Raw genomic sequence first — 24,227 nt, 5'->3', positions numbered from 1 at the left:
CACTCCAATTAGTTGGTTTACAATCTAAGATATAATGATAAAATTACCACTGTCATAGATTGGACAAACAAAAACTATGTTCATTCAGCGTTGTGTCTTATAACATCTTTCTAAACCAACCTTCAAACATATACTTATTCATAATTTTTTCAGGTTGTTTTCTATAGGGAGTTTGCAGGAACATTTCTAATTTTTCTAGATTGTCTTCTCCCCATATAAAATAGTTGTCTTTATTGTAAAAATCTTGTTTCATAATTTCTTTATTATTGCTTATGAGCTTTTTCTCAAGATAAATAGATTCAATAGGACGTAATGAAATCCCTTCTTGACCCTCTTGTACTACATCAAGGATAATATCAGAGTAATATTCATAATTAATGACTTCAGAATATTTTAAAGGGGATTTATACTCAAATGTAGAGGAGGAATTATATCGATCATCATTTACGTAAAATTTAGAATCAACTAGATATAAAAGCGTACTTTTTCCAAATTTTTCTAACTGCTCTGCCATTTCATTTAGCGTATTTAAACGTCCTTTATCTAATCCTATAAAACAAGCATCATTTTTATATTTTTCTTCCAGATCTGTTGAAGCGCTCATTCGTCTCTTATCAATAAATTGAGTATTATATTTTAAAGAATACTTTTGGCAATCATCTTTATCGAATGACCAAATCTCACAATTTAAATCTTCAAAAAAGGTAATTGGTGTATCTGTGGCAACAGGATTATTATACCAAATCAATATACGGATATGTGGATATTTTTTGTTTAAAAACTTCACTATAGATCGAGTATAGTAGTTCGAATATAGTAAAACTAACTCTATATTGTCTAGATCATTACGCCAGTCATTCCAATACCATTTACTAAAAGACGTATCAAATTTTTGATCGACTTTATTCGCTGCCTTTGTAAAAAAATTTCTTTTTGTAAAACAATTTTTTACAGTCATACCTAATTCTATTGCATCCAATGAATATAATTGTGCTGTTTCACCAGGTGCAATAATTAAACACTTTCGATAATCCATTTACCTTTTTCTACTCGAAACAATGTCTTAATTGTTCGCCTATTATTAAATATAGATAAGTGAAAAATAAACAATTATACACTTATAATTGTTTATTATTCAGCATTAATCGTTTTCCTTCAATAAACAAGAATAGGTATACTTCACTGAGAAAACATACCTATTCATTTCTTAAACTTTGAACTTCGCTCCTCATTATTAGCCTTCAAGATCTTTTTTTATTTGTGTAGTTGAGATTTCTGGTGTTCTTGGAAGATAGACAACCTTAGCAGAGGTTTCTTTTTCAATAAAATCAAATTTTCCTGCCCAATCATCTCCCATAACAAATTTATCAACTTTATATTCTTTAATATCACTTACTTTTTGTTTCCATGTTTCTTCTGGGATAACTAAATCAACGTAACGGATAGCTTCAAGAAGCTGTTTTCTCTTTTCAAATTCAAAATAACATTTTTTTTGTTTTTCATTCCAATTAAATTCATCAGTAGAAAGAGCGACGATGAGATAATCTCCTTGTTCTTTTGCTCTTCTTAACAAATTAATATGTCCATAATGTAACAAATCAAAGGTTCCGTATGTGATTACTTTTTTCATTTTTTATCTCCTTTAATAACTTTATTTTTGACTAATAAAAGATCACTTAAAATTCTTGTCTTAAATAGGGCCAAACAGCCTACAAATACGATTAGCAAAATCAGTCCATTTAAACAAATATCTATAAATGCATTTATATTCGTAACAACTAAAAAGTTGCCAACAAATAAAGTAATCATGGTAGCTATTATAAATTTTGTTTGTCCTTTAAAAATAACTTTTAAATCGACCTGTTTCCTAATCAGAAAAATACGTAAAATACAAACAATACTTTCCGTTATAATTAAACTAGCCGTCCCACCATTGGCTTTAAACAATGGAACCAAACTTAGATTCAATACAATATTTAGAACGGCTCCAACAACATAAGGGATAGAATATTCTTTATACATCCCCTTTGCTAAAGTAAACTGGTTGGCGAACACACCGCCAACAGCAATTGGTATAATGATAATACTAACATATTTCATGTTAGGGATCATTGAAGAAAAATTCTCACCAAAGAAAAAAGGAACAAATATATTCGCAATCGAAAATAAGAATGAAGCAAAAAATAAAGAAATAATCAATGTATAATCATAGGATACCTTTAAAATCTGATTTAATCTTTTTTCGCCCTCTTCACTACCATCAATCTTTGCCATCGCAGGCATCAACACTACACTTATTGATGTAACGATTGAAAGAACAATACGTGCAATCTTTTGTGATTGATCATAGTAAGAAAGCTGAGTTGAACCAGCAATCCAACCAACGACTGTTTTATCTAAACTCGTATAAACTTGCACGGCAATTTGTGGCACGAGCAATGTTAATGATTGTAATAATAAAATCTTAGCGTTTTTACTAGGCATTAAAGAGAAGTGTTGTACTTTTTGCTCAGAGCTACTAATATATTTTCTCAAGGAAATCCAAAAAAATAGATTAGCTAATAAGGAACCTACACTATTAATCAGCATATATAAACCTAGATCTTCCCGATTCTTTACTAAAGAAAAAATCAAAATCAACATAGCAATTTTTACTGCTGTATTTCTAGTGATCACTGTCTTGATTTCGCCAATCCCTATAAAAAACCAAGAGATATCTAAAATATACGACAATAAAACTGGTATCTGCAACCAGTAATATAATTTTTCTTCTACAAACAGCAAAGTTCCGATACAAAACAATCCAGTAACTAGTAACCCGGAAATCAATTGTAACTTCCATAAGTTGAAAAAGTTTTCTCTAAGTTCTAAAGTTTCTGATTTAGAAATAATTCTGACGCCCAATTGTCCAAGCCCCATTAAGATTACAACACCTAAAAAGGTATTGATTGAAAGCAAAAATGAATTAATCCCTAATTGTTGTGCACCTAAAATCCTTGATACATACGGAACAGTTAAGATAGGGATAATAATAACAAATATTTGATAGGTAGCATTGTAAAATATATTACTTATAATTTTTTTCATAATTCACTCAACTTCTTTATTGACTTTTCTTATCTTCCTTTATTAATTGCAGATAAGTACATATAGATCTTGCATTTTTTCCCTGTGTATCGCGTTCTTGAAAAATGGTGATTAACTCATCATAATTCAACTCGTGCCTTTTTTCTTCAATAAGGAATTGAACAAAATCCTCTTTTGATTTTATTTGTGAACCAATCATTTTTTGTTCGATTTTCTTGATTACACCTCGTGTTTTTTTGTATTCTTCCACATCTGTTTGTACTAGGCCAATCGGTTTCTTTGTCAACAAGAAATCAAAATACACAGAAGAATAATCCGTAATCAAACCTTCAACCTCAGATAAGATTTTATACAAGTCAAAATGTTGTTTTTCAAATTGATTAGTAGTTAAAATTCTAATTTGTTTAAACGAACCGTCTAACTCCTTCTCTCGGTTTAAAATATCTAATGGATGTAGTTTCACTAGGAGATTTTTTTTCGATTGCATTAGTTGTTGGTCTAATTCTTTTAATTCATCAAAATCAAAAAAAGCTAATTTATTGTTTTCAAATGAACCATCATTATAATCTCCCGATATGTGCTTTCTAAATGTTGGTAGCCATGCTATAACTGGATAGTCATTTTGAAAGAATAATTGACTTATATTGTATGAGTTTTTGATAAAAAGTTTGTCATTTCTAGGAAGTCCGGAATAAATCAATTCGTGATTAGTTATACCGAATGCTTTACTTAACACTTCATCAAAAATAGGGGAAGTAGAAATTGTTTTATCGAAAAAAATAGTATTTTTTTCATGATAATTACCGATTTGCTTTAATGGCATTCCATGCCACAATTCAATTTTTTTGGGAGAAAATACTTTAGGTACATTATTAAATATTCCGTGATCTGAAAAAGAAAATGTAGCGGTAAGATAATGATACATTCCTATAAACGAATTTTTTTGAATAAATTTCACTTTTTTTTCTTTATATTTATCAAAAAAAGGATCCCTTGTCTGTTCACTATCATTGAATAACCAAATGTATTCACCTTCAATTGGATACTCTACCATAAATTCAAACATTGCTCGCGCATTATCTGAAAAATCAGGCACACTACAAAAAACAAATTTCTTTCTCATGCTATCTACTCCTAATCTATTGGCATTTCTACAAAGTCATTAATTTTTTTTATATAATTCAATTGATCTTTTTCAATCTCATCTAATGCTTTTTGTTTATTTTTATTAAACAATTCTTCATCAACAGAAAAATAATAAGCTAATAATTTTTCTTCTAATTGTGGATCTTTCGGATCGATAACTACACCCAATTTTCGTTTTTCTACTTCTTTTTGTTTATAAGAATCGTTTTCAACTAATTGTGGGATTCCATAAATCAATCCATCATAGTATTTATTTGAGATTGCATGTTTCACTTTTTGATGGTTAGCCAATTTATAGGAGTTCAATAAAATGTCTGCGTTTGCTAAAAGTTTGCTTTTATCTTTATTAACGTATTTTCCTGTAAACGTCACATTATCGATATTATTTACCTTTATATATTCTAAGAGGCGATTGTAGTCTTCACCAATCCCATGATAGATCAGATTGATCTTAGAAGAATTTTTTAAATGATTGATAATATCAATTTGTTGTTCATAATACCTTACAGCACCGATCCATACTAAATTTAAAGTTCCATGCTTTTTTTTTCTGAAATTTGATTGGTTTTTTAATTCTTCTAATTGCATGTTGTGTGCCAACACATAAGATCTTTCCGGTAAAAACTCCTTAAAACCTGGAGAGGAAATACAAGTAAAATAGGAACCATCAATGACTTTATTTTCTAGAGATTTAAATAAAGAAAAATTTTCGTAAGTATAATCTCTAATATCATAGATATATTTACCCTTATATAAAGTTAACAATTCTTTGTGTAATAGTAGCCCAGGAACTGTTGTTAAAATTATTAATTTATCATATTTATTCTTTTTAATTGTTTTTTTCAGCCATTTTTGATACTGATAAAAATCAGTGATTTTCAATAGTTTATTTTTGTTCAATCTTGACTGATGTTCAAAAAACAAATAATTTTTTGGAAATGTCTCCTTCTCGTCATTTCTCTTCCAAAAAAGGACATCATAATCTTCAGCATGCTCATCTAAAATATCCGTATATAATTTCATAAATGGGCTAAAAATGACGTCTCCTACAAAGACTATACCCGTTTTCATCGACTTTCACCTCAAATAGATTTTTTCCATTTGTTTCACTGTATTACTTACATCAAACTCAGCTAGTTTGCTCGTTCGTTTATTATCATAAGGCTTTTCTAATATGATTTCTGCCCATTTTGTTACAGGATCATTCAAACTTACAAAATGAGTATTAGGCGTTAGATCAATATCTCTAGAGATCGTATCGGAAAAAACCATTTTTTTTCCACTGACTTGAGCTTCAATCCCTACCATTGGAAGACCTTCATATAAAGAAGGTAATAAAAAGACATCCATGATTGACAGCAGAGCAGGGATATCATCACGTTCCCCTAAATAAAACACATGATCCTTTAATTCTAATTGCTCTATTTTATTTAAAATTTGATCCTTTAGACTGCCATTTCCAATCAAAATAAGTTTTGCATGAAGATCTTTTTGATGGACAGCATTAAATATATCTAACAAAAATAGTTGGTTTTTTTGTTCTTCCATTCGACCGATATTACCGATAATTACATCATCATTGTTCAAACCTAATTCATTTTTCTTATCCGTAATCTCTTCATCCGAAAAATTATATTTTGAAAAATCCACACCATTATTTACAATTATATATTTTTGATTACCAAATAAACTTTCTCCAGCTTCTTTGCTCACTGCTATAAAATCAGTTGCATTTTTTATTAATAAATGATGCAAATATTTACGAAGGAGGCGTAATGCAGAAGAATTTCCTTTCCCATCTTCTGTGGCGTGACTATGGGCGATCCTAGTATTTATTTTATTTCTCTTTGCAAGCCATAGATTGATGCCCCCTCCAAAGTAAACTTCATTGTGAGCAATATCAAACTTTTCTTGCTTCAATAGTTTGTCCACTTCATACATGTACTTTAGTATATTTTTTTTAGGGTTTGTTACAACAAAAATCCTGCCACCAAGTTTCCCTATTTCTTCATGATAATCTTGAACATCTTCATAATCATCATAGATTAAAAAATCAAACTGAACTTTTTCACGATCAATATTTCTATACATATTCATCATGAAAGATTCAGCTCCTCCCTTACCCATTCTACCTTGAAAATGTAATACACGCTTCGTCACGAATATCAACCATCCTTTATATCAAAATTGTGTTAAATAGGGAATATATGAATTATAGGCACCAGAAATAATAAAAATTAATACAAAGATGCAAAAACAAAAGACATAAAATAAACTTACAGATAAGATTTTGTGTTTAAATAGTCTTGAAAATAGGTATGGTACCACCAGAATTTCACTCGTAGCAAAAATCGTACTGATTCTTCCGCCAACTGTTGCTAATGGTCCAAATAAAATGAGCAAACAAGTTGATATCAGGTACCATTGTAAAATAGTATTCATGATTTTTTTGTACTTCTCTTGTTCTTTTTGAAATAAGATAACTGATGCGACTAAAATCATGAATTGCATAATAAAAACTGGATTGAATATCCATTTTCCGTTTACATATGCTCCTACAAAATAACCAGCATAACGTGCAGGAATCAACCATAAAAACAATTGCGGTCTAAAGAAAATCATCCCCACTACTGCTGAAACAGAAACTGTAGCAAGAACCTTTTTTAAATTCAGCTCACCGATCAAAATACTGAATAGATATGCTGGAATTAAAAATAGACCAACGATATGGAACAGACTTGCAAATATGGAAATCATAAAGACTTTAGAGAATTCTCTTTTTTGCATGTAAGGTAGTGCATATAAACAAATAATTGCAACAAATGCAGATCTTATTTGTCCCATGTCTCTTACTAAAAAGAAACGAGAATAATAATACAACAAAACAAAAGATGGAAATTGTGAAAAACGAATGGTAAAGTTTGCCAACAAAAGCATGCTAATTATTGAGAAAAAAAGTATAAATGTCCCAAAGTCAAACCCTAAACTCTTAAAAAGATAATTTAGAAATAAAAAACCTGGCTCTGCTGGAATTGTTTTTGAAAAGATTGAGCCTATCGAAGTCACAGAATCATAGATACGTGAATAGGAGTCAAAATCGTAACCTGTTCTATATCTAAGCCCTGCAAATAAGATCATACAAATGACTGATACCCAAAAAAATAAGGGCTTCTTACGGATAAGCTCAAACAACGAACTAGCAAGTAATAGCAAAAAAAATAACAAATATATCTCCATAGTTTCACAGCCTAACTAAATTAATATAATATCTATATCATCTGAATAAATTTTTGATAGTTCCATCTGTAATTGATACCATTCTTTTGTTGTTTCTCCTTTTTCACAGATCAGTAATATCTTACGAGCTTCAAAAGATGGTAAAAATGCATTCCCTAAGTCATCCGTGATAATAATATTATTATTGTCAGTTCTAAGATTTAAATTTTGCAATTGTGTCAGTATAATTGTTGGAGTGACTATATTCATCAAAGTATTTTCGATACATACTTGTTTATCGATATTGGAAAAATGACTTATGTTTACTACTTGGTCGTTTGTTAAAAAAGAAAAGTCATCATTGATCACAGTATTTTTTCGACTAAAAACTGCTGCTAGAATAGTTCCTAAAATAGCAAATAGAATGCCTCCTCCAACAAGATAAATCACTATTTTTTTGATTGAAAGTGATTGTGTTTCCTGTACTGGTGCAAAAATATCTTTTGTATTTTCACTCAGTTCAACAATCGTTTTATCTTTAAAAAATGGAATCTCTCCTTGTTTCAAATAAGAAAGTAGTTTGTCTTTAACAAATGTATTTTCTTTATCTGTATAGTTATCTACTGTTACAATAAAAAAATTACTAGCATCTCTAGTGACTGTTAGATTTTTATTTAATTCTGCTTTAATTTTTTTGGAGACAGTACGATCATCATTTAATTGTAATAATAAAATTTTTCGTATATCTTCCGAATTTTGATAAGGGTTACCTTCTTTATTCTCTAAAAGAAACGTAATTTCTTCACCAGTAGTGTCTACATTCGTACGACTAATCTTCCAGTTATAGCCAACTAACAAGGCACAGACCAATAGCGCAATAAAACCTGATAAAAAATATACTTTTTTATGATTTTTGATAAATTCTTTAAATGAACCTAATTTGATTTGTGTATACATTATTATTCACACCCAGACTATTTTTCATATTTTTTACGTTTATTCATTCTAATACTTTATTTTTTTCTTTAACTATCTATACTCTATACAATATTTAAGGAAACAATTGTTTCATCCTTCACTTCCATTAACTTTTAATTCTTTCTTTTGGAAATGCAATTTCTGAAAGTGAATCGATATTTTCTTCTTCTAATCCTTGAGAAGACATTTTATCAAAAAGAATTTTTATGGTTTGCAGTAGTATTTTTAAATCCAGCATCAAGGAATATTTCTTGATGTAAAGTAAATCAAACCGTAATTTACTATTATAATCTGAGACATACTTCCCGTAGACTTGGGCATATCCAGTAATACCTGCTCGCACATTATGCCTCAAGTAATAATAAGGATTTTCCGCATTGAATTGATCCACAAAAAATGGTCGTTCCGGTCGGGGACCTACAATTGACATATCCCCTTTTAACACATTGAATAGTTGGGGTAACTCATCAAAACGAATAGCACGGATGAACTTTCCAACAGGAGTGACACGGGCGTCGTTACTTTTAGCCAAAACAGGACCTGATTTAGCTTCTGCTGTAGCGGTCATAGAACGAAATTTATAGATTGAAAACTCTTGTTGATTTTTTGTGATTCGTATTTGCTGGTAAATCACTGGCCCAGGCGAGGTTACTTTCACTAAAATAGCAGTAAGTATCATAAATGGGGCGGCGACGATTAATAATAGCAATGAAATCAGGATATCGAATAAGCGTTTGAACAATTCGTATTCTGCGGGAATCCTAAACCCAGAAGACTCAATGATACTTTCATCTTCAAAATTCATGATATTTGGGTTGATCATGGTCAAATTTTCAAATGTCGTATTCAAAAAGAGTTTCTTTTCTTTTTTAGTAACCAATTGATAGATCTTTACTTTCTCTTTTTCTTCAATATGAGAAGCTAAATAGACGATATCGATCTGGTCGATTATTTTTTCCACATTTTCATAATAATGATCAATCACAACTGCTTCTACTTTGTGTTTATTATTTTTTTTCGAACTGAAATTTTGGATCGCTAGCGCAACATCTTTTTCTAAACCAACAATGATTACTTTTTTGTTTTGGCTGACGTTTAAATACAATTTATAAATCAAGATCCGATAAACACTCAACAAGATTGTTCCTAGAACAAAGGAAAACAAAATAACTGCTCTTGGAAAAGCAAACCATCGTCCCGCAAAGGTAACTACCATGATCCCCAATGTCATCAAGACTTGACCAATAACCGTGACAAAAACGATATCACTAATCGTTCGATTATAAAAAACATACACACCCAATAAAATATTCAAGGTAATAAATATAACAGAAATAAAGGTTGCTGACTGTTGAAACGTTTCAAAATTCCGTGTAGGGATTTCCCCTTGAAACTTTAGTAAGAAACTGCTATATATGACTATATTATAGACAAGAACATCCATTAAAATAATGAAGATGCGCCGTGCAACATTCCATTCCCCATTTTTACTCATATATACACTCCTAATCACAAAATAATGCATCTATTATCTTACCATAGCAGGGTTTAAAAACCTAGTGTATAACTAAATTGTAATGGAATTTAAATAAATGAAAGCTTTATTTCCAAGGATTTGAAGTCTTTATATAGCTATGCTTTTTTAGTTAAATAACTAATTTATCCACAACTAGTTCCCCGTAACTCAATAATATCAATTTTCTTTTTTGCTGTTTAGAAAAACTACTTTTTTTATATAAATATGAGATCATCATTTGTTTTTCTTAGTATCCTCAAAGAAAAACAGATGTTCCAATTATACTGCCATGCTTATCAAGCAAAGAAAAGCAGTATACTGGAACATTCGTTTTATAATTATTTTATTTTTTCTACATACCATTTATTAGCCGTAATGTATCCACCAGCTATTTTTAGTCTAGGAACTCCATTTAAAGTATATTCAATCCCTTCTACTTCAAGGATAGATCCACTTTTAATCGCATTTCCTCTTTGCTTAAAGTCTATGTCTTTATAATAGAAGTCATTCGTAAGAAATTTCACTTTTTGAGGACTAGTTACAAAATAATTATTATTGACATTCCCCGCTGCTGTTATATAACTTTTATTTGCTGTCAAGTAACCATCTTTTGTTTTAAATCTTGGAACACCATCTAATGAATACTCAATATCCATCACATCAACGGACATACCTTTTGTAATAGGCTTTCCAGGATAGAGGAATTCCAAATCTGAATAATATCTATCTTCTACTAACATCGTAATTTTATGAGGATTTTCAATAAAATATTTTTCAATAGCTTTGGTCACTTGAACAACATAATTTTTATTGGCTGTCACATAGCCTTTTGCTGTTTTTAAACGTGGGAAACCATCTTCTGAAAATGTAATACCTAGAACATCAATTATTGTATTTTTAGAAACTTCTTCACTTTTTTGTTTAAAATCGACATCTTTATAAAAATAGTCATTCATTTTCATAGCTATCTTTGATGGATTACTATAGTAATAATTATCAATCAGCGAAGTAACTTGTTGCGTATAAGAACGATTAGCGGTAAGATAGCCTTTTGCTGTTTTTAAGCGAGGAATCCCTTCATTCGTATATTCAACTTTTTCAACATCAACTACTTTGTCTTTAGCCAAAGGTTCATTTCTTTGAGTGAAATTTAAATCCTTATAGTAATAATCATCTGTTTTCAAGATCACTTTCAACGGATTTTTAGTGTAATAATTAGCAATCGACGAGATAGTACCAACGACATAATTTTTATTGGCTGTTACATAACCTTCACTTGTTTTAAGTCTTGGAACACCGTTTGTTGCTTCCTCGATCCCGATGACTTTTAATACCGTCCCAACAGGAATCAATCCAATTGGTATGTTGAATTCAACATCTTTATAAAAGCGATCGTTTACTTTAACAATGACTTGTTTTGGATTTACTGTATAATATTGTTGTGAGTAATCTTGATATTCCTCCACCAAGCTTTTATTAGCAGTCAAATATCCATATTTTGTTCTTAAACGAAAAACCCCAGAATCTGTATAAGCTAAATCTTCCACGTCCACAATAGTTCCTTTTGACACTTTATCTAGACGTTGAGTAAATGCTGTATCAGCGTAGAAATAGTCATCTGACTTCAAACGAACTTTTTTAGGATTGGTTGTAAAATAAGAGTCAATATTGCTTTGGGCCGCTACAACATATGATTTATTTGCTGTTAGATAACCATAATCTGTAAACAAACGGGGAATCCCACTAGCTGTTGTTTGGATACTCTTTACAGTAACTAAAGTATTTTTCTTGATATTCATTCCAGGACTGGTAAAATTCACATCATTGTAAAAACGATCATCATGCTTGAGGATTACTCTTCCGGGATTCGTCGTATAGTAATTACTTAGATCAGGACCAGTTCCTGTATTTGGTGTTCCAAAAAAAGAACTGTAAATCATCGACATGTCAAAGGGACGTGATTGATAATTAGCCAAACCTGGGAAATACATTTTGGACGACCACTGCCAAGCGCCATAATCATTGTTCCACTGCATCGATTGTGTTGGAGTATAAGGATATTGTGCGACCCATATACGTTCTTTATTAAAGGGAGCAGGATTGATGTACCCACTATCTAGCCAACCTCTACTAAGATATAGTGCAGCATTAGAATACCCAAGATTTTTTAATTGTTGATTAAAAGCCAAAGCATTTTTTTGCGTATCGCGTCCGTTGGAAATCAAGTTTGGGTCTTCTGCGTCATCGAACATGATCGCATTTTTAGGCAAACCGAATTTTGACGCTGCTTGTGCAAAATATTTTGCCTCTGCTTGAGCCGTCTGGACAGATGTATACAAGCTATAATGATAAGCGGACACGCTTAGTCCTGCAGCTTTAGCATTGTTGATTTGGCTTTGCGCATACGGATTAGTATAAGATGTTCCTTCAGTGAGCTTGACGGTTACTCCCGTAACCCCGTAACTTTTAATTTTTTGATACTCAGCAACAGAGATTGTTCCATTCCAACTAGCGACATCAATGAAGTCTTTTCTTGGTAAATTAGGATTATCGGCATATACATTGTCAGGTTCCCTCATTCTCGTCATAATCCCATACTGACTTCCAGACGTTTGCATGGCATAAGTACCTTTTTTATGGTTTGTCCCTCTTTTCCCGAGTTCAGCATCTTCTTTTGAATCACCTTGACTAGCATCTGGTTGGACCTCGGTAGAATCACTCGTAGAATTGGCGGTCTCAGAGTCCGCAGTGCTTGAACTTTCTTGAGGGGGAATTGTTGAGCTGCTGGTCATACTGGATTCTGTCGAAGAAGTCTCAGCCGTGGTTGATTCCGTAGTTGTCGAACTATCCGATTGTTTTGTAGCGTTAGTTGTGGTAAGTGTTGCTGAATCAGACGAGTCGTTCGTTTGCTTTTCTTCAGTTTTCACTTCATTCATAGCCTTTTGTTCTTGACTAGATTGAGAAGTTTTAACTATATTTTCAATTGCATAAGTATTAGAAATGGTGCTATTTAATAATAATGTACATAAGAGCACACCAGAAAAAATCCGTTTCATCTCTTTTCTCCTTCATACTGTATCGTTTACTTTGTAAGCTTTTTTAGTATCAACAAGAACAGCTTCATGATGAGGCTGTTGTTCTTCTTCAGGGGGCAATTGCATGTAGTCACCAAAGACCTGTTTCAAATAGCGGTCATACCCAACAGGGATTGGCATTTTTGTCTCTTCAAAGGGAACAACAATCGCTGATTTAAAATCTTCCAAATGGTAAATATTTCCCATATATTTAGGTCCGACACATAATTCTGTGACATAAGGTGTCGATTCGAATGAGTACTTACTCATTTGTTTTTCTGCAAAACGTCAAATCTTATAGCTGATTTTGGGCGAAGAGAACGTACTTAAAAGCACCTTGCTACCTGTTGCCATCATTCCCCCATGTTTTTCGGGCACAACCTGAGAACAAAACAATGCATAAACGAGCGCCCACATTTTTTGGATTTTCCGTTGCGCACTTTTTTCAGGCGCACCGTCCAAAGGAAAAATATCAATCGGTATACCATGAGGAATAGCCATTCCTTCTTGATACGTTTTGACAAATGTGGTATTTGCATCTCGAATGGTCATAAATGAATTGTGATCATTGTAATTCTCAGAAGCAACCAATAGCGGATAGCGTTCAACATCAGCATATTTTGGCCATAGTTCTTTTATTTTTTCATAATCTTGTCTAGGCATAAAAAAATCCAAGTCATCATCCCAAGGAATAAAACCTTGATGACGGATAGAGCCAATACAGCCACCGCCACAAAAATAACAAAGTAGGTCGTGTTTATTACAAAAATCGACAAAATATTGAGCGATTTCTAACACTACCTGCTGGACATTTCTTAATTCAGGATCATTACTATACATACTTACAGCTCCCTCTATTTTTATTTTATCATAACTATTTTTTTATCCGAAATAGAATCTGTCTAAATTTGCAAAAAAAGAGTGTGGGTCAAAAGGAAAACCTAAAGACCCAAACTCGAATAAAAAGTGTGTTAGAAGAAACTTTTATCCTAACACTTTTATAAATGTGAGAATAAAGCCATGACAGCTGTCACTGCTTTTTTATTTCGATTGAAAAGCAAATGATATCACCCTGCTATTCCGGTCGCTTATTTAATACACTCGTTTTAGTGTTGCCATCAATCCTGGCATCTTTATTTCAACAAAACATCCGATGCGTACAGCAGTTAAAAAGAATGAACAAGGCAGGTTATACAATTGCTTCGTTACTTTTTTTACTGTAGAGTCGGTGCAAGCAATTTTTTTCGCCTCAACAATAGTTGGATCCGTTAATATTTGCTTTGCTTCAGCTTTTTTTTCTTTTGCTGTCCGTGTCGAAGTGCCATAGATAGAAAAGATGACCGACGTCGTTCCTTTTAAATGGAGAGCTGCCATTCCTGGCTTATCGACTTCATTCGTCACTTCATTTGCTAATTGGTAGAACTCTTTGAAGGTACTAAATTTATTGGGACGGTACTGATTCGTGATTCCTTTGCCACCTTCAAATTCATAGATATAAGAAATTTTCGGGTTCATCAGGACATTTTGACAATATTTATAATAATGCAAATTAAAAATACGGTCTTCACAGCTATTGTATCCTTTAAAAAGAAGCTGATTCTGTTTTAAAATATCCCTTCGATAACATTTATTCCAAACTACATACATCAACTGATCGTTCATTAATCGATACATGTCTTTTATAAAACTATCATGACTTTGATAATAATGCTCCGTCACTAAATTTTCTTTTTCTGAAATAATCTGTTCTCCGTCCATCGTTCGAAAGATAAACGAACTAACGATCAAATCGGTGTCTGGATGTTTAGCTAAAAGCTTGTCATAATCAGATAAAACTTCTTTTTTCGGCGTATCATCCGCATCAAAAAATAGGATGTAAGTTCCTTGGGCTTGCATAATCCCTTCATTTCTTGCTAAACCAGGCCCTTGATTAGCCGTTGTGATCAGTCGAAATTTAGGGTCGTTCTCAATAAGTCTCGTAATGATTGCTTCCGTTTGATCTGTCGAACCATCATTGATTAACAAAACTTCATAATCAGTAAAATCAAATTCTTTTAAAGATGCGATCGTACGAGCAATCGTGCTTTCAGCATTATAAATGGGTATGACGATACTAAATTTTGGGTTACTCATTTTTCACTACCTCTCAACTAGCGAAAGATTTTCTCTTTTGGAAAAGCAATCTCTGCCAATGAATGAACATTCTCATCTTCTTCCAAGCCTTGAGAAGACATCTTATCAAAAAGAATTTTAATGGTTTGTAATAATATTTTTAAATCGAGCAATAAAGAATATTTCTTGATGTAAAGTAAATCAAACCGTAATTTACTGTTGTAATCTGATACGTATTTCCCATAAACTTGCGCATAACCCGTTATCCCAGCACGTACATTGTGTCTCAAATAGTAATAAGGATTTTCCGCATTGAATTGATCAACAAAGAAAGGACGTTCTGGTCGAGGACCAACGATCGACATGTCTCCCTTTAATACATTAAAGATTTGTGGTAATTCATCAAAACGAACTGCTCGGATAAATTTACCCACTGGAGTGACACGAGCATCGTTGCTCTTAGCCAAAACAGGTCCTGATTTGGCTTCTGCAGTCGCAGTCATCGAGCGAAATTTATAGATTGAAAATTCTTTTTGATTTTTAGTGATCCGAATTTGTTTATAAATAACCGGACCCGGTGAAGTAACTTTTACTAAAATAGCAGTTAATAACATGAAAGGTGAGGCTATGATCAGTAAAATCAACGAAACGATAATATCAAACAACCGCTTGAATAATTCATATTCTGGTGGAATTCTGAATCCTGAAGCTTCAATAATACTTTCATCTTCAAAGTTCATGATGTTTGGATTGATCATCGTTAAGTTTTCAAATGTCGTATTGAGAAATAATTTCTTCTCATTTTTTGTCACTAGTTGATAGATTTTTACTTTTTCTGCTTCTTCAATATGTGAAGCCAGATAGACGATATCCATTTGATCAATCATTTTTTTCACATTTTCATAGTAGTGATCGATGACAACCGCTTCTACTTTATGCTTATTATTTTTTTTAGAACTGAAATTTTGTATGGCCGGTGCCACATCTTTTTCTGATCCAACGATCACGACTTTCTTATCACGACTGACTTTCAAGTACAACTTATAGATTAATATTCTGTAAAGACTCAATAAAATGGTCGCTAGCACAAATGACAGTAAAATTACGCCTCGTGGGAAAGCAAACCAGCGTCCAGCAAAGGTGACGACCATGATCCCCAATGTCATTAAGACTTGACCAATAACCGTGACATACACGATATCGCTGACCGTTCGATTATAAAAAACATATACGCCCAATAAGATATTCAAGGCAATAAATATAACAGAAATAAAGATTGCTGAATGTTGAAAAGTTTCAAAATTCCGCATGGGTATTTCCCCATGAAATTTCAGTAAGAAACTGCTATATATGGCTACATTGTACATCAAAACATCCATTAAAATAATGAATATTCGTCTTGCAGCACTCCATTCCCCATTTTTATTCATATATACACTCCTAATCACAAAATAATGCACCTATTATCTTACCATAGCAGGGTTTAAAAGCCTAGTGAATAAACAAATTGTAACAGAATTACAAAAAACTACTGCTCTACAATTATAACGCTTGCTTTTAATATCTCATTTTACGAAAAAAAAACTACCATGCTTTCTTAACTGATTGCATGATAGTTTCTATTTTCATTTCTTAATTAATCTGGTCTTAATGAAAAATCTCCAATTCCTTCTTTTGTCAGATTATCGTTATAAAAAGGATCATGGTTGATATATCCTGGCCATTTCACTTGCATTTTCTTTATCTCACCTGCAAAACGTTTTTGCTTCTCAGGCGTATCTTCATAGCCTCTTGATTTTGATTCAAAATGATAAAGTTCAGCTTGATGGGCATAAACGTTATATCGACCTAGCTCATAAATTTTCAGGCATAAATCCACATCATTGAAAGCGACTGCTAATGTTTCATCAAAGCCATGGACCGCATGAAAATCACTGGCTTTGACCATCATACAAGCAGCTGTTACCGCTAAGTAATTGACATCGATGACTAACCGACCAAAGTAACCACAGTGTGTTTGGTCATAGTTGTTCAACGCATGACCAGCAACGCCACCAATACCAACTAACACACCAGCATGTTGTGTCGTATCATCTGGGTAGTAAAGTTTGGCACCGACACAGCCAATTCGATCAAATTGCGCATAGGCAACCATATTGGTCATCCACTCAGGCTCAATAACTTCCGTATCATTGTTTAAGAACAATAAATATTTGCCACTTGCTTTTTCTGCCGCTAGATTGTTGATCCTAGAATAATTGAAAGGTATATCGATCAATTCCACTATAAAACGTTCGTTTAGTCGTTGCTGGTATTCCTTAAATAGTTCCTGCATCTTAGGATCGGTACTACCGTTATCAGCAACAATGATCTCATAGTTGGAATAGGTTGTTTTGTCAATAATTGAGTCGATACATAGTTTTAAGTCATCATATCCGTTTTTAGTGGGAATAATGACACTAACTAAGTCTTCTTGCAGCACTTCATAATTGACCTCGTAGAAACCAGAAATTCGTCCAGGACGAACTTTTCCTTTAATTCCTCTACGATCGAGTGCATCAGTCAATGCCTTGACTCCAGAATCATAAATATAGCTCTTCGCTTCACCATTGCTGGCAGTAGATCCCGGAATCGTGCGCCAGTGATACAGTACTTTATCAATGTGATAAATGTGATCTGCTGGGATCTGCTCAGTGATTCGTAGTACCAAGTCATAATCTTGAGAACCTTCATATCCTTTTCTAAATCCACCGATTTCTTTAACTAAGCTGGTACGATAAACCCCTAAATGTGAAATATAATTATTGCCCATTAAAGTATCTGGTGACCAATCCGCTTTAAAATGAGGATCAAAACGCTGACCTTCTGCATCGATCTTATCTTCATCGCTATAAATGACATCAAGTTCAGGACGCTGATTCAAGACGCTTGCGACTTCAAACAACGCATAGGGCGATAGTTCATCATCATTATCTAACAACGCCACGAACTCCCCAGTTGCCATTTCCAAAGCAGAGTTGGTCGCTAGACTGATATGCCCATTTTTTTCTCTAAAAACGACTTTGATTCGTTGATCTTTAGCTTGATACTTTTCTAAACATTTTCTGATTTTAGGATCAGTTGATGCATCATCACTGATACATAGTTCCCAGTGATCATACGTTTGTTTTAAAACAGAATCAATACATTTTTCCAGCCATTTGATTTCGACATTGTAGACTGGCATAAGGACTGAGATTAAGGGACGATATTCAAATCCTTTAGCATCTTGACGTTGCTTTTGGAGATCAAACTGTTCATGACGTTTGATCCATTCGGTGTAATCAACAGAAGCGGGTTTCATTTCAAATTTGACACGTCGGATCGCTTTTTTCACTCCGTGTGTCCGTGCATAATTGAATCCTTTTTGAAGCAATCTTTTTTTCTTTTCCCAGTTTGTTTCAAGGCCATCGTCATACGGATAACGACCATTCAATTTCACCGCAATCCCATTTTGATGGGATTTTGTTTGGAAATCTAAAATCGCTTTACCTTTCATTCTTCCAGATAATCGAATGTTGAAACCACTCGGTGTTTTCACATCCAGATTGTATAAATGATTGATATCCAAACGAACAACATTGGTGACTTCGGCAGATACTTTGTCCTTATCGACTTTAATGATCGGAATTTCTTTCGTCACCTCATCGACCGCCCAGCCAACAATCAATAAATCCCCAGTTGCTCTTTCACGAGTAATTCGGTCTATAAATACAGCAATCTCTTTTTTTTGCACGAGCTTTTGTTCTCCTTTATTAAAAATAAGTTCGTTCTTATATCTCGATAAACCAGGATTCGCCATTTTCAGCAACAGCTTCAATTAAAAAAGATTTTTCTCGTTCACATCTTATTTGCAATTCAAAACCAGCTTTTGTTCCCGCTGGCAATTGTTCCGCCTCATTTACTTCTGGCCGTTCAAACTGCAAGGCTTGAAAAAATGGTGCTTGGTTCACAGATAACTTATAGGATAACGGCTGACGTTGTGCGTTAGAAATTCCCCAACCATTGATTGTCAAAATTTTCGTTTCTGGATCCCAATGCTTGCTATCCACGCATAGAGAAATCGCCTTTGCTTGAATTTTCTTTGCTGTTTCTTTCGATCGAAGCTTGCGGTTTCTTGGTTTAATCGCGAATTCTTCCTCAGTTATCAGTTTACAATAACGGTCAGTCGTCATCTGTAATTCGTTAGCTAATTTTTCATTTGTCAATCGCACTTGTTCATTTTCTTTTTTCAGCGAAGTGATTTGTGCCATTAGACGTTGCTCGATCTGCGCTAAAGGTTTGACTGCCTCAAGTAGTTCTTTCATGGTTTGTGTCAATTCCCCGATAAACCGATAATGACAATGGATCGTCAATTCTTGACCTGCGACATCAAATAGAGTAAATTGTGGCGTTACTTCACCATCAAATAAATAGCAATCATTTTGTGTTTTGATTACTGCATTAGATTGGATGAAAGCAATTTTGTTCCCCGCCAACTCCCCGCTAAATTCGATAAAACTTGGTTGATCAGCAAATTTAAAAATGACCGATTCGACATCCCCGGCAATTGGAAAAGTCAATGTTTGGTTTTCTCCCGTATAATTGTTGAAAGGATATTTTTGGGAGACTTCTTTGTTTGCAGTCTTTTGGATCACTTCCACCATTCGAACATAATTCGAATTTTGTGGTTGTGAGATGTGACTATTCTCAGTGTGTTTTTTCAAAGAAAAGAAGTATTGATAAACTTCTCCGAAAGGTCGCATTTTGAACTCATAGCGAACTGCTTCGGGTAATTCTTCATAAGTTGAATTTAATTCTGTGTCTCCGACAGCTAAGTAAAGGTAATCCTCAATATTAATAGATAAACCAGCTTTTTCAAACACTTTTTTAAAACCTTCGTGTGTGTAAAAAGAATTATGTGTTTCATCTAATAAGCCATAAGAAGCCCATGGCAACTCATTGTTGAATAAATGGATCAGCACAGAATTATGGACTAAATTCGGAAATGTGATTAAAATTTCTCCATCTTCATTGAGAAATTCTCTCACTTTTTTTAATGTTTCAGCTGGGTTCACTAAATGTTCTAAAACATCGGCAAAAAGGATATAATCAAAGGTTTGCCCTGCATAATAGTTTGCCCACTCAAAACTTTCAATATCTCCATAAAAACCATCTTGTGAAAATTCACTGACAAAATCGAATAATTCTTTATCTAATTCGACGATACTTACTTGACAATTTTTGGCTCCGATTAAATGTTTGGTCAATCGGCCGTTTCCCGGTCCAAATTCCAAGACTTTGCTGCCTGGTTTAATTTGGGCAGCAATTTTCCCTACACTACTTTGTTCATCTAAGTCCATTTCAAAATCATACTTCATCGGCTAGATAACCTTCTTCCCATTTATGGTCTAAGACCACGATTCCTTCCCCAATATATGAGCCATTAACAAATAAGTTCATATATTTTGTTTTGTAAACTAAAGGTACGGTGGCATTTTCTTCAAAAATTGCCACATCAAAATAATATTCACCAGCTAGCAGGCCTAGTTTTTCATATTCTAAATAGAAAACATTTTTGCCTTTTTTCCAAGGGATTTTGATGCCGTCCAACAGTGTATTTAAACCACAAACGTAAAAATTATCGACGGTCCGTAAGGCAATCCCTAAAACAGGATTCTTGATCGAATCATCTTTTACTTCATAGGTTACTTTGACATACAGTGTTTCGCCTTGATCAAGCACGTCAACAGGATTTTTTTCTTTATCCAATAATTCCGCACTCAGTACATCAACGATGTCAGGCGCTGCAAAACGTTCCATTTGATTTTTATTTCGATCAACTGTTTTGACTGATTTTTTCTTTAAAAAGTTTTCATAGTTCGTTGTGACATCCATGGTATCCCCATATTCAACCACTTCACCATTTTTTAGCCAATAGGATCGATCACAAAAACGGCGGATCGAACTGATGTCATGGGAAACGAATAAGATCGTTTTACCTGAGTTCTTGATTTCAGTAAATTTCTCCATACATTTCAACTGGAACTCAAGGTCCCCTACAGCTAAAGCCTCATCGACAATCAAGATATCTGGATTGACATTGATAGCTACCGCAAAGGCTAAACGAACAAACATCCCACTGGAATATGTTTTTACTGGTTGGTAAATATGTTCGCCGATATCAGCAAATTCAATGATGTCTCCGACCATTCCATCGATTTCTTCACGAGAAAAACCTAACACCATGCCATTCAAATAAATATTGTCATAGCCAGAATATTCGGGGTTGAACCCAGAACCTAGTTCTAATAGTGCAGATATTTTCCCTTCAATCTCCATTGTTCCAGATGTGGGCGTCAAAACGCCAGTAATGATTTTGAGCATGGTGGATTTTCCTGAACCATTTTCTCCGACAAAACCGATCATTTCCCCTTTTTTAATTTCCACATTGATATTTTTCAACGCATAAAAAACGTCATGGTAAGATTTTTTGAAGGGATTCAAAGCTTCACGAAAACGGTCAGATGGTTTTGCGTACATATTATAAGATTTTGTAATGTTTTTTAATTTAATCGCATATTCAGTCATATTCATACTCCTTACAGCACATCTGAAAAATGTGGTTTCAATCTACGGAACACAGCAGATCCAATAACGAAGATAGCTAGCGTAAATACCCAGAAATAGAGAGTATACATTCCGTGTTCCCAGAACCAAGCTTGTCCTAAGAAAGACTCACGATATCCTTGCACGACATAATAAAGTGGGTTTAGTTTTAAGATTTGAACGATCACTGGATTGAACTGACTCGGACTCCAAAGGATTGGCAATGTCCACATAACCAACTGTAGGACAATCGTGATCAATTGCATGATGTCTGGTAGAAATGGTTGAATTGATGCTGTCAACCATGTTAAGCCGGTTAAAAAAGCACACATACAGAATAAATAATAAATCAGTTGGAGCGTCATCCAAGTTGGATAGATTCCATGTCCAATAACCACCACTAAACCAACGAAAATAAAGAAAAGATGGGCATATAGATTCGATAAAATTTTCGTAGTTGGTAAAATGCGGATATTAAATACAACTTTTTTTACTAAATAAGTGTATTCTCTGAAAACTAACGTCGTTGATGTAAACGCGTCAGAAAAAAAGAACCATGGGATCATTCCCGTAATCAAATAAACAATAAAAGGATATTTTCCATCTGTCATCGCTGCCTTTAATCCAAAACCAAAGACCAGCCAATAAATCAATACGGTAAAGACAGGATTAATGAATGCCCATAAAATTCCCAAAAAAGAGCCCGCATAGCGAGACTTAAAGTCATTCACTGAAAACTGAAGCAAGAGCTTTCTATTCTGGTAGATATCCTTCATAAATAAAAACAGATCTTTAAACATTTGTGTTCCTCCAAGCAAATTCTGTTAATTACAGTCATGTGCCATTTTACCACACTTTTACTCACGGACTGTGATATTCTTAGTTTCTTAATTTTCTATTAAGCAACTTTACGCTAACATTTTTATTTTACATAAGAAATAATTTAATTGCAATGAAGCAAAAAGCTAGCTGACCCAAGAATAACTTGTTTCAACTAGCTCTTATCTAAATATTTAATGTCGGCGTGCCACTCTTGATAGAGAGCCGTCTGTCGTTTCCCTCGTTTGTTGATTTGCTATTTTCCGCTTGTTTGCAACGTTTTTTAAATCATCATAGCGATGACTTGCCATTCCCAATAACAGATAGATGATAGGTACCCACGGAAAAGAAGTTAAAGTGTCTTCCATAAAGGATTGAATCATCACTGCAAAGAATGCCCATAAAAAGGTTACTTGTCCATTCGATAAATCTGCTTTTAAGGTCAATCGACCTACATAGATTAAGACTAGTACCCCTGCGATGATGACACCCAGCAATCCATATAGATTTAAAAATGAATTATAACTATTGTGATTTCCTAAAAATTGATTTCCACGTTGAAAAATGAACGGTTTCATTCCGACCCAGACTTGTTCGCTTTTTTCTGAAATAGTCTCATAGAATTTCAACCAAATTTCTTCACGACCAGTAAAGAGATTTAGATGCTCGGAATGAGCTGCTAAGTAAGAAACTGGCAACGCAAAAATCGTGACAATCATGTAGGCTAAAAATGGCGCTCGTATTATTTTGAACAATTGTTTTGGCCAAATATCCAGTAAAACAAATACGATCATCGCAACTAAAGCACCTTTTGATTGACAGACCCAGATACCAATAATCCCAGCAATCACACTCGGAAATCCAACGAATACCCGAACATACCAGCGCTCAAATGAACTGGCAAACCCACTGATCAGTAAGGAGAGGGTCATTAAAGTACTACCAATCGTATTCGTGTTGATCCAAATATCGGAAACTTTATTATCAGGCAACCAAATACTTTCACCATCAGGAATTTTTATTTCAGTAAAAATGCGGTATAACGTAATGCCAAGAAAGACATAACATACTAAAATAAAAATCGAACGATCTAACTTATCAAACTGAATCCATTTAACCGTCAAACAAAAGACTATGATTAGCGGGATCAAAAGATCTACATTCATAGAACTTGCTCTTACTTCACGGAAATGATCAAACAAAAAATAAATAAGCATTGCCGCTGCTAAAAAAATAAAGTCAGATCTTCGTCCTTTATATACGTTTAAAATAAATAAAATGACAATGCCAAACGTAACAAATTGCGCACTGTTGTCATATAAAAAAAGCGCTTGAGCATTGCCTAGGCCTGCTGTCCATACAAAATAAATAGCAGAAAGAAATAGAATCAGTAATCCAACACTCATTTTATTTATTAATTTTCCAATAACCGTCTGAATAATCTCCATCCTCCTTTCATACTGTTTTATTATACTGTTTTTTAAAAACAAACGGCAATGCTATTTTTAGATTAATTGATAAAAAACTCACTTTTAGTGCTTCATCCAGTCTTTTTAAAAGAAAAAACATGGAACCTAAAAATAGGTACTGAGCAATTTCAGAAGAAGCAGTAAAGAAATTTACTTCCTTACACTCCCATATCAATTACTCAA

The 24,227-nt window shown here is 33.5% G+C and carries 17 protein-coding genes and 1 pseudogene; all 18 read right to left on the bottom strand.

The window, feature by feature from the left end:
* Positions 1-97: 97 nt before the first annotated feature.
* On the bottom strand, positions 98-1,036 hold the full coding sequence (locus tag IGL30_RS03625; protein WP_088775034.1) for a lipopolysaccharide biosynthesis protein: 939 nt from the start codon (positions 1,034-1,036) through the stop codon (positions 98-100).
* A 198-nt stretch (positions 1,037-1,234) separates the two neighbouring features.
* Positions 1,235-1,630 carry a glycerol-3-phosphate cytidylyltransferase gene (gene tagD / locus IGL30_RS03620; protein WP_123875032.1) on the bottom strand — a complete coding sequence of 132 codons (396 nt, stop codon included), beginning with the start codon at positions 1,628-1,630 and terminating at the stop codon, positions 1,235-1,237.
* Positions 1,627-3,087 (bottom strand): oligosaccharide flippase family protein, encoded by a 1,461-nt coding sequence (locus tag IGL30_RS03615; RefSeq protein WP_088745100.1) that lies wholly within the window; start codon positions 3,085-3,087, stop codon positions 1,627-1,629. Before IGL30_RS03615 ends, tagD begins: the two co-directional genes overlap by 4 nt.
* Positions 3,088-3,103: 16 nt before the next feature.
* Complete coding sequence (locus tag IGL30_RS03610) at positions 3,104-4,210, bottom strand: CDP-glycerol glycerophosphotransferase family protein (RefSeq protein ID WP_123875031.1); 1,107 nt, start codon at positions 4,208-4,210, stop codon at positions 3,104-3,106.
* 11 nt (positions 4,211-4,221) lie between these two features.
* Positions 4,222-5,304: a hypothetical protein gene (locus IGL30_RS03605; protein WP_185068167.1), complete on the bottom strand. Its 1,083-nt coding sequence runs from the start codon at positions 5,302-5,304 to the stop codon at positions 4,222-4,224.
* Between the two features lie 6 nt (positions 5,305-5,310).
* Entirely contained in the window at positions 5,311-6,393 is a 1,083-nt protein-coding gene (locus tag IGL30_RS03600; RefSeq protein ID WP_260221668.1) for a glycosyltransferase family 1 protein, read from the bottom strand.
* A 21-nt stretch (positions 6,394-6,414) separates the two neighbouring features.
* Positions 6,415-7,470, bottom strand: a complete 1,056-nt coding sequence (locus tag IGL30_RS03595; protein ID WP_088775036.1) for an EpsG family protein — start codon at positions 7,468-7,470, stop codon at positions 6,415-6,417.
* A 15-nt stretch (positions 7,471-7,485) separates the two neighbouring features.
* Complete coding sequence (locus IGL30_RS03590) at positions 7,486-8,406, bottom strand: hypothetical protein (protein WP_088745103.1); 921 nt, start codon at positions 8,404-8,406, stop codon at positions 7,486-7,488.
* A 127-nt stretch (positions 8,407-8,533) separates the two neighbouring features.
* A complete protein-coding gene (locus IGL30_RS03585) occupies positions 8,534-9,922 on the bottom strand; it encodes a sugar transferase (RefSeq protein WP_088745104.1) in 1,389 nt (462 codons plus the stop codon).
* A 359-nt stretch (positions 9,923-10,281) separates the two neighbouring features.
* The gene (locus IGL30_RS03580) at positions 10,282-12,999 is read right to left on the bottom strand and encodes a DUF5776 domain-containing protein (RefSeq protein WP_088745105.1); all 2,718 of its coding nucleotides are present in this window, start codon (positions 12,997-12,999) and stop codon (positions 10,282-10,284) included.
* Between the two features lie 12 nt (positions 13,000-13,011).
* Positions 13,012-13,857: pseudogene (locus IGL30_RS03575) on the bottom strand (LicD family protein).
* 252 nt (positions 13,858-14,109) lie between these two features.
* Positions 14,110-15,150 carry a glycosyltransferase family 2 protein gene (locus tag IGL30_RS03570; protein WP_123875030.1) on the bottom strand — a complete coding sequence of 347 codons (1,041 nt, stop codon included), beginning with the start codon at positions 15,148-15,150 and terminating at the stop codon, positions 14,110-14,112.
* 17 nt (positions 15,151-15,167) lie between these two features.
* Positions 15,168-16,559 (bottom strand): sugar transferase, encoded by a 1,392-nt coding sequence (locus tag IGL30_RS03565; protein ID WP_088745106.1) that lies wholly within the window; start codon positions 16,557-16,559, stop codon positions 15,168-15,170.
* A gap of 206 nt (positions 16,560-16,765) precedes the next feature.
* A complete protein-coding gene (locus IGL30_RS03560; protein WP_088745107.1) occupies positions 16,766-18,904 on the bottom strand; it encodes a glycosyltransferase family 2 protein in 2,139 nt (712 codons plus the stop codon).
* A gap of 37 nt (positions 18,905-18,941) precedes the next feature.
* Complete coding sequence (locus IGL30_RS03555; RefSeq protein ID WP_088745108.1) at positions 18,942-20,528, bottom strand: class I SAM-dependent methyltransferase; 1,587 nt, start codon at positions 20,526-20,528, stop codon at positions 18,942-18,944.
* Positions 20,518-21,738 (bottom strand): ABC transporter ATP-binding protein, encoded by a 1,221-nt coding sequence (locus IGL30_RS03550; RefSeq protein WP_010719738.1) that lies wholly within the window; start codon positions 21,736-21,738, stop codon positions 20,518-20,520. Before IGL30_RS03550 ends, IGL30_RS03555 begins: the two co-directional genes overlap by 11 nt.
* Before the next feature lie 11 nt (positions 21,739-21,749).
* The gene (locus IGL30_RS03545; RefSeq protein ID WP_010719739.1) at positions 21,750-22,556 is read right to left on the bottom strand and encodes an ABC transporter permease; all 807 of its coding nucleotides are present in this window, start codon (positions 22,554-22,556) and stop codon (positions 21,750-21,752) included.
* A 213-nt stretch (positions 22,557-22,769) separates the two neighbouring features.
* The gene (locus IGL30_RS03540) at positions 22,770-24,023 is read right to left on the bottom strand and encodes an EpaQ family protein (protein WP_088775038.1); all 1,254 of its coding nucleotides are present in this window, start codon (positions 24,021-24,023) and stop codon (positions 22,770-22,772) included.
* Between the last annotated feature and the right edge of the window lie 204 nt (positions 24,024-24,227).

Origin of the sequence: Enterococcus sp. DIV1089c (genome assembly GCF_050530965.1) — a bacterium.
GTDB lineage: Bacteria > Bacillota > Bacilli > Lactobacillales > Enterococcaceae > Enterococcus_B > Enterococcus_B hirae.
This window is presented reverse-complemented; position numbering and strand designations above follow the sequence as displayed.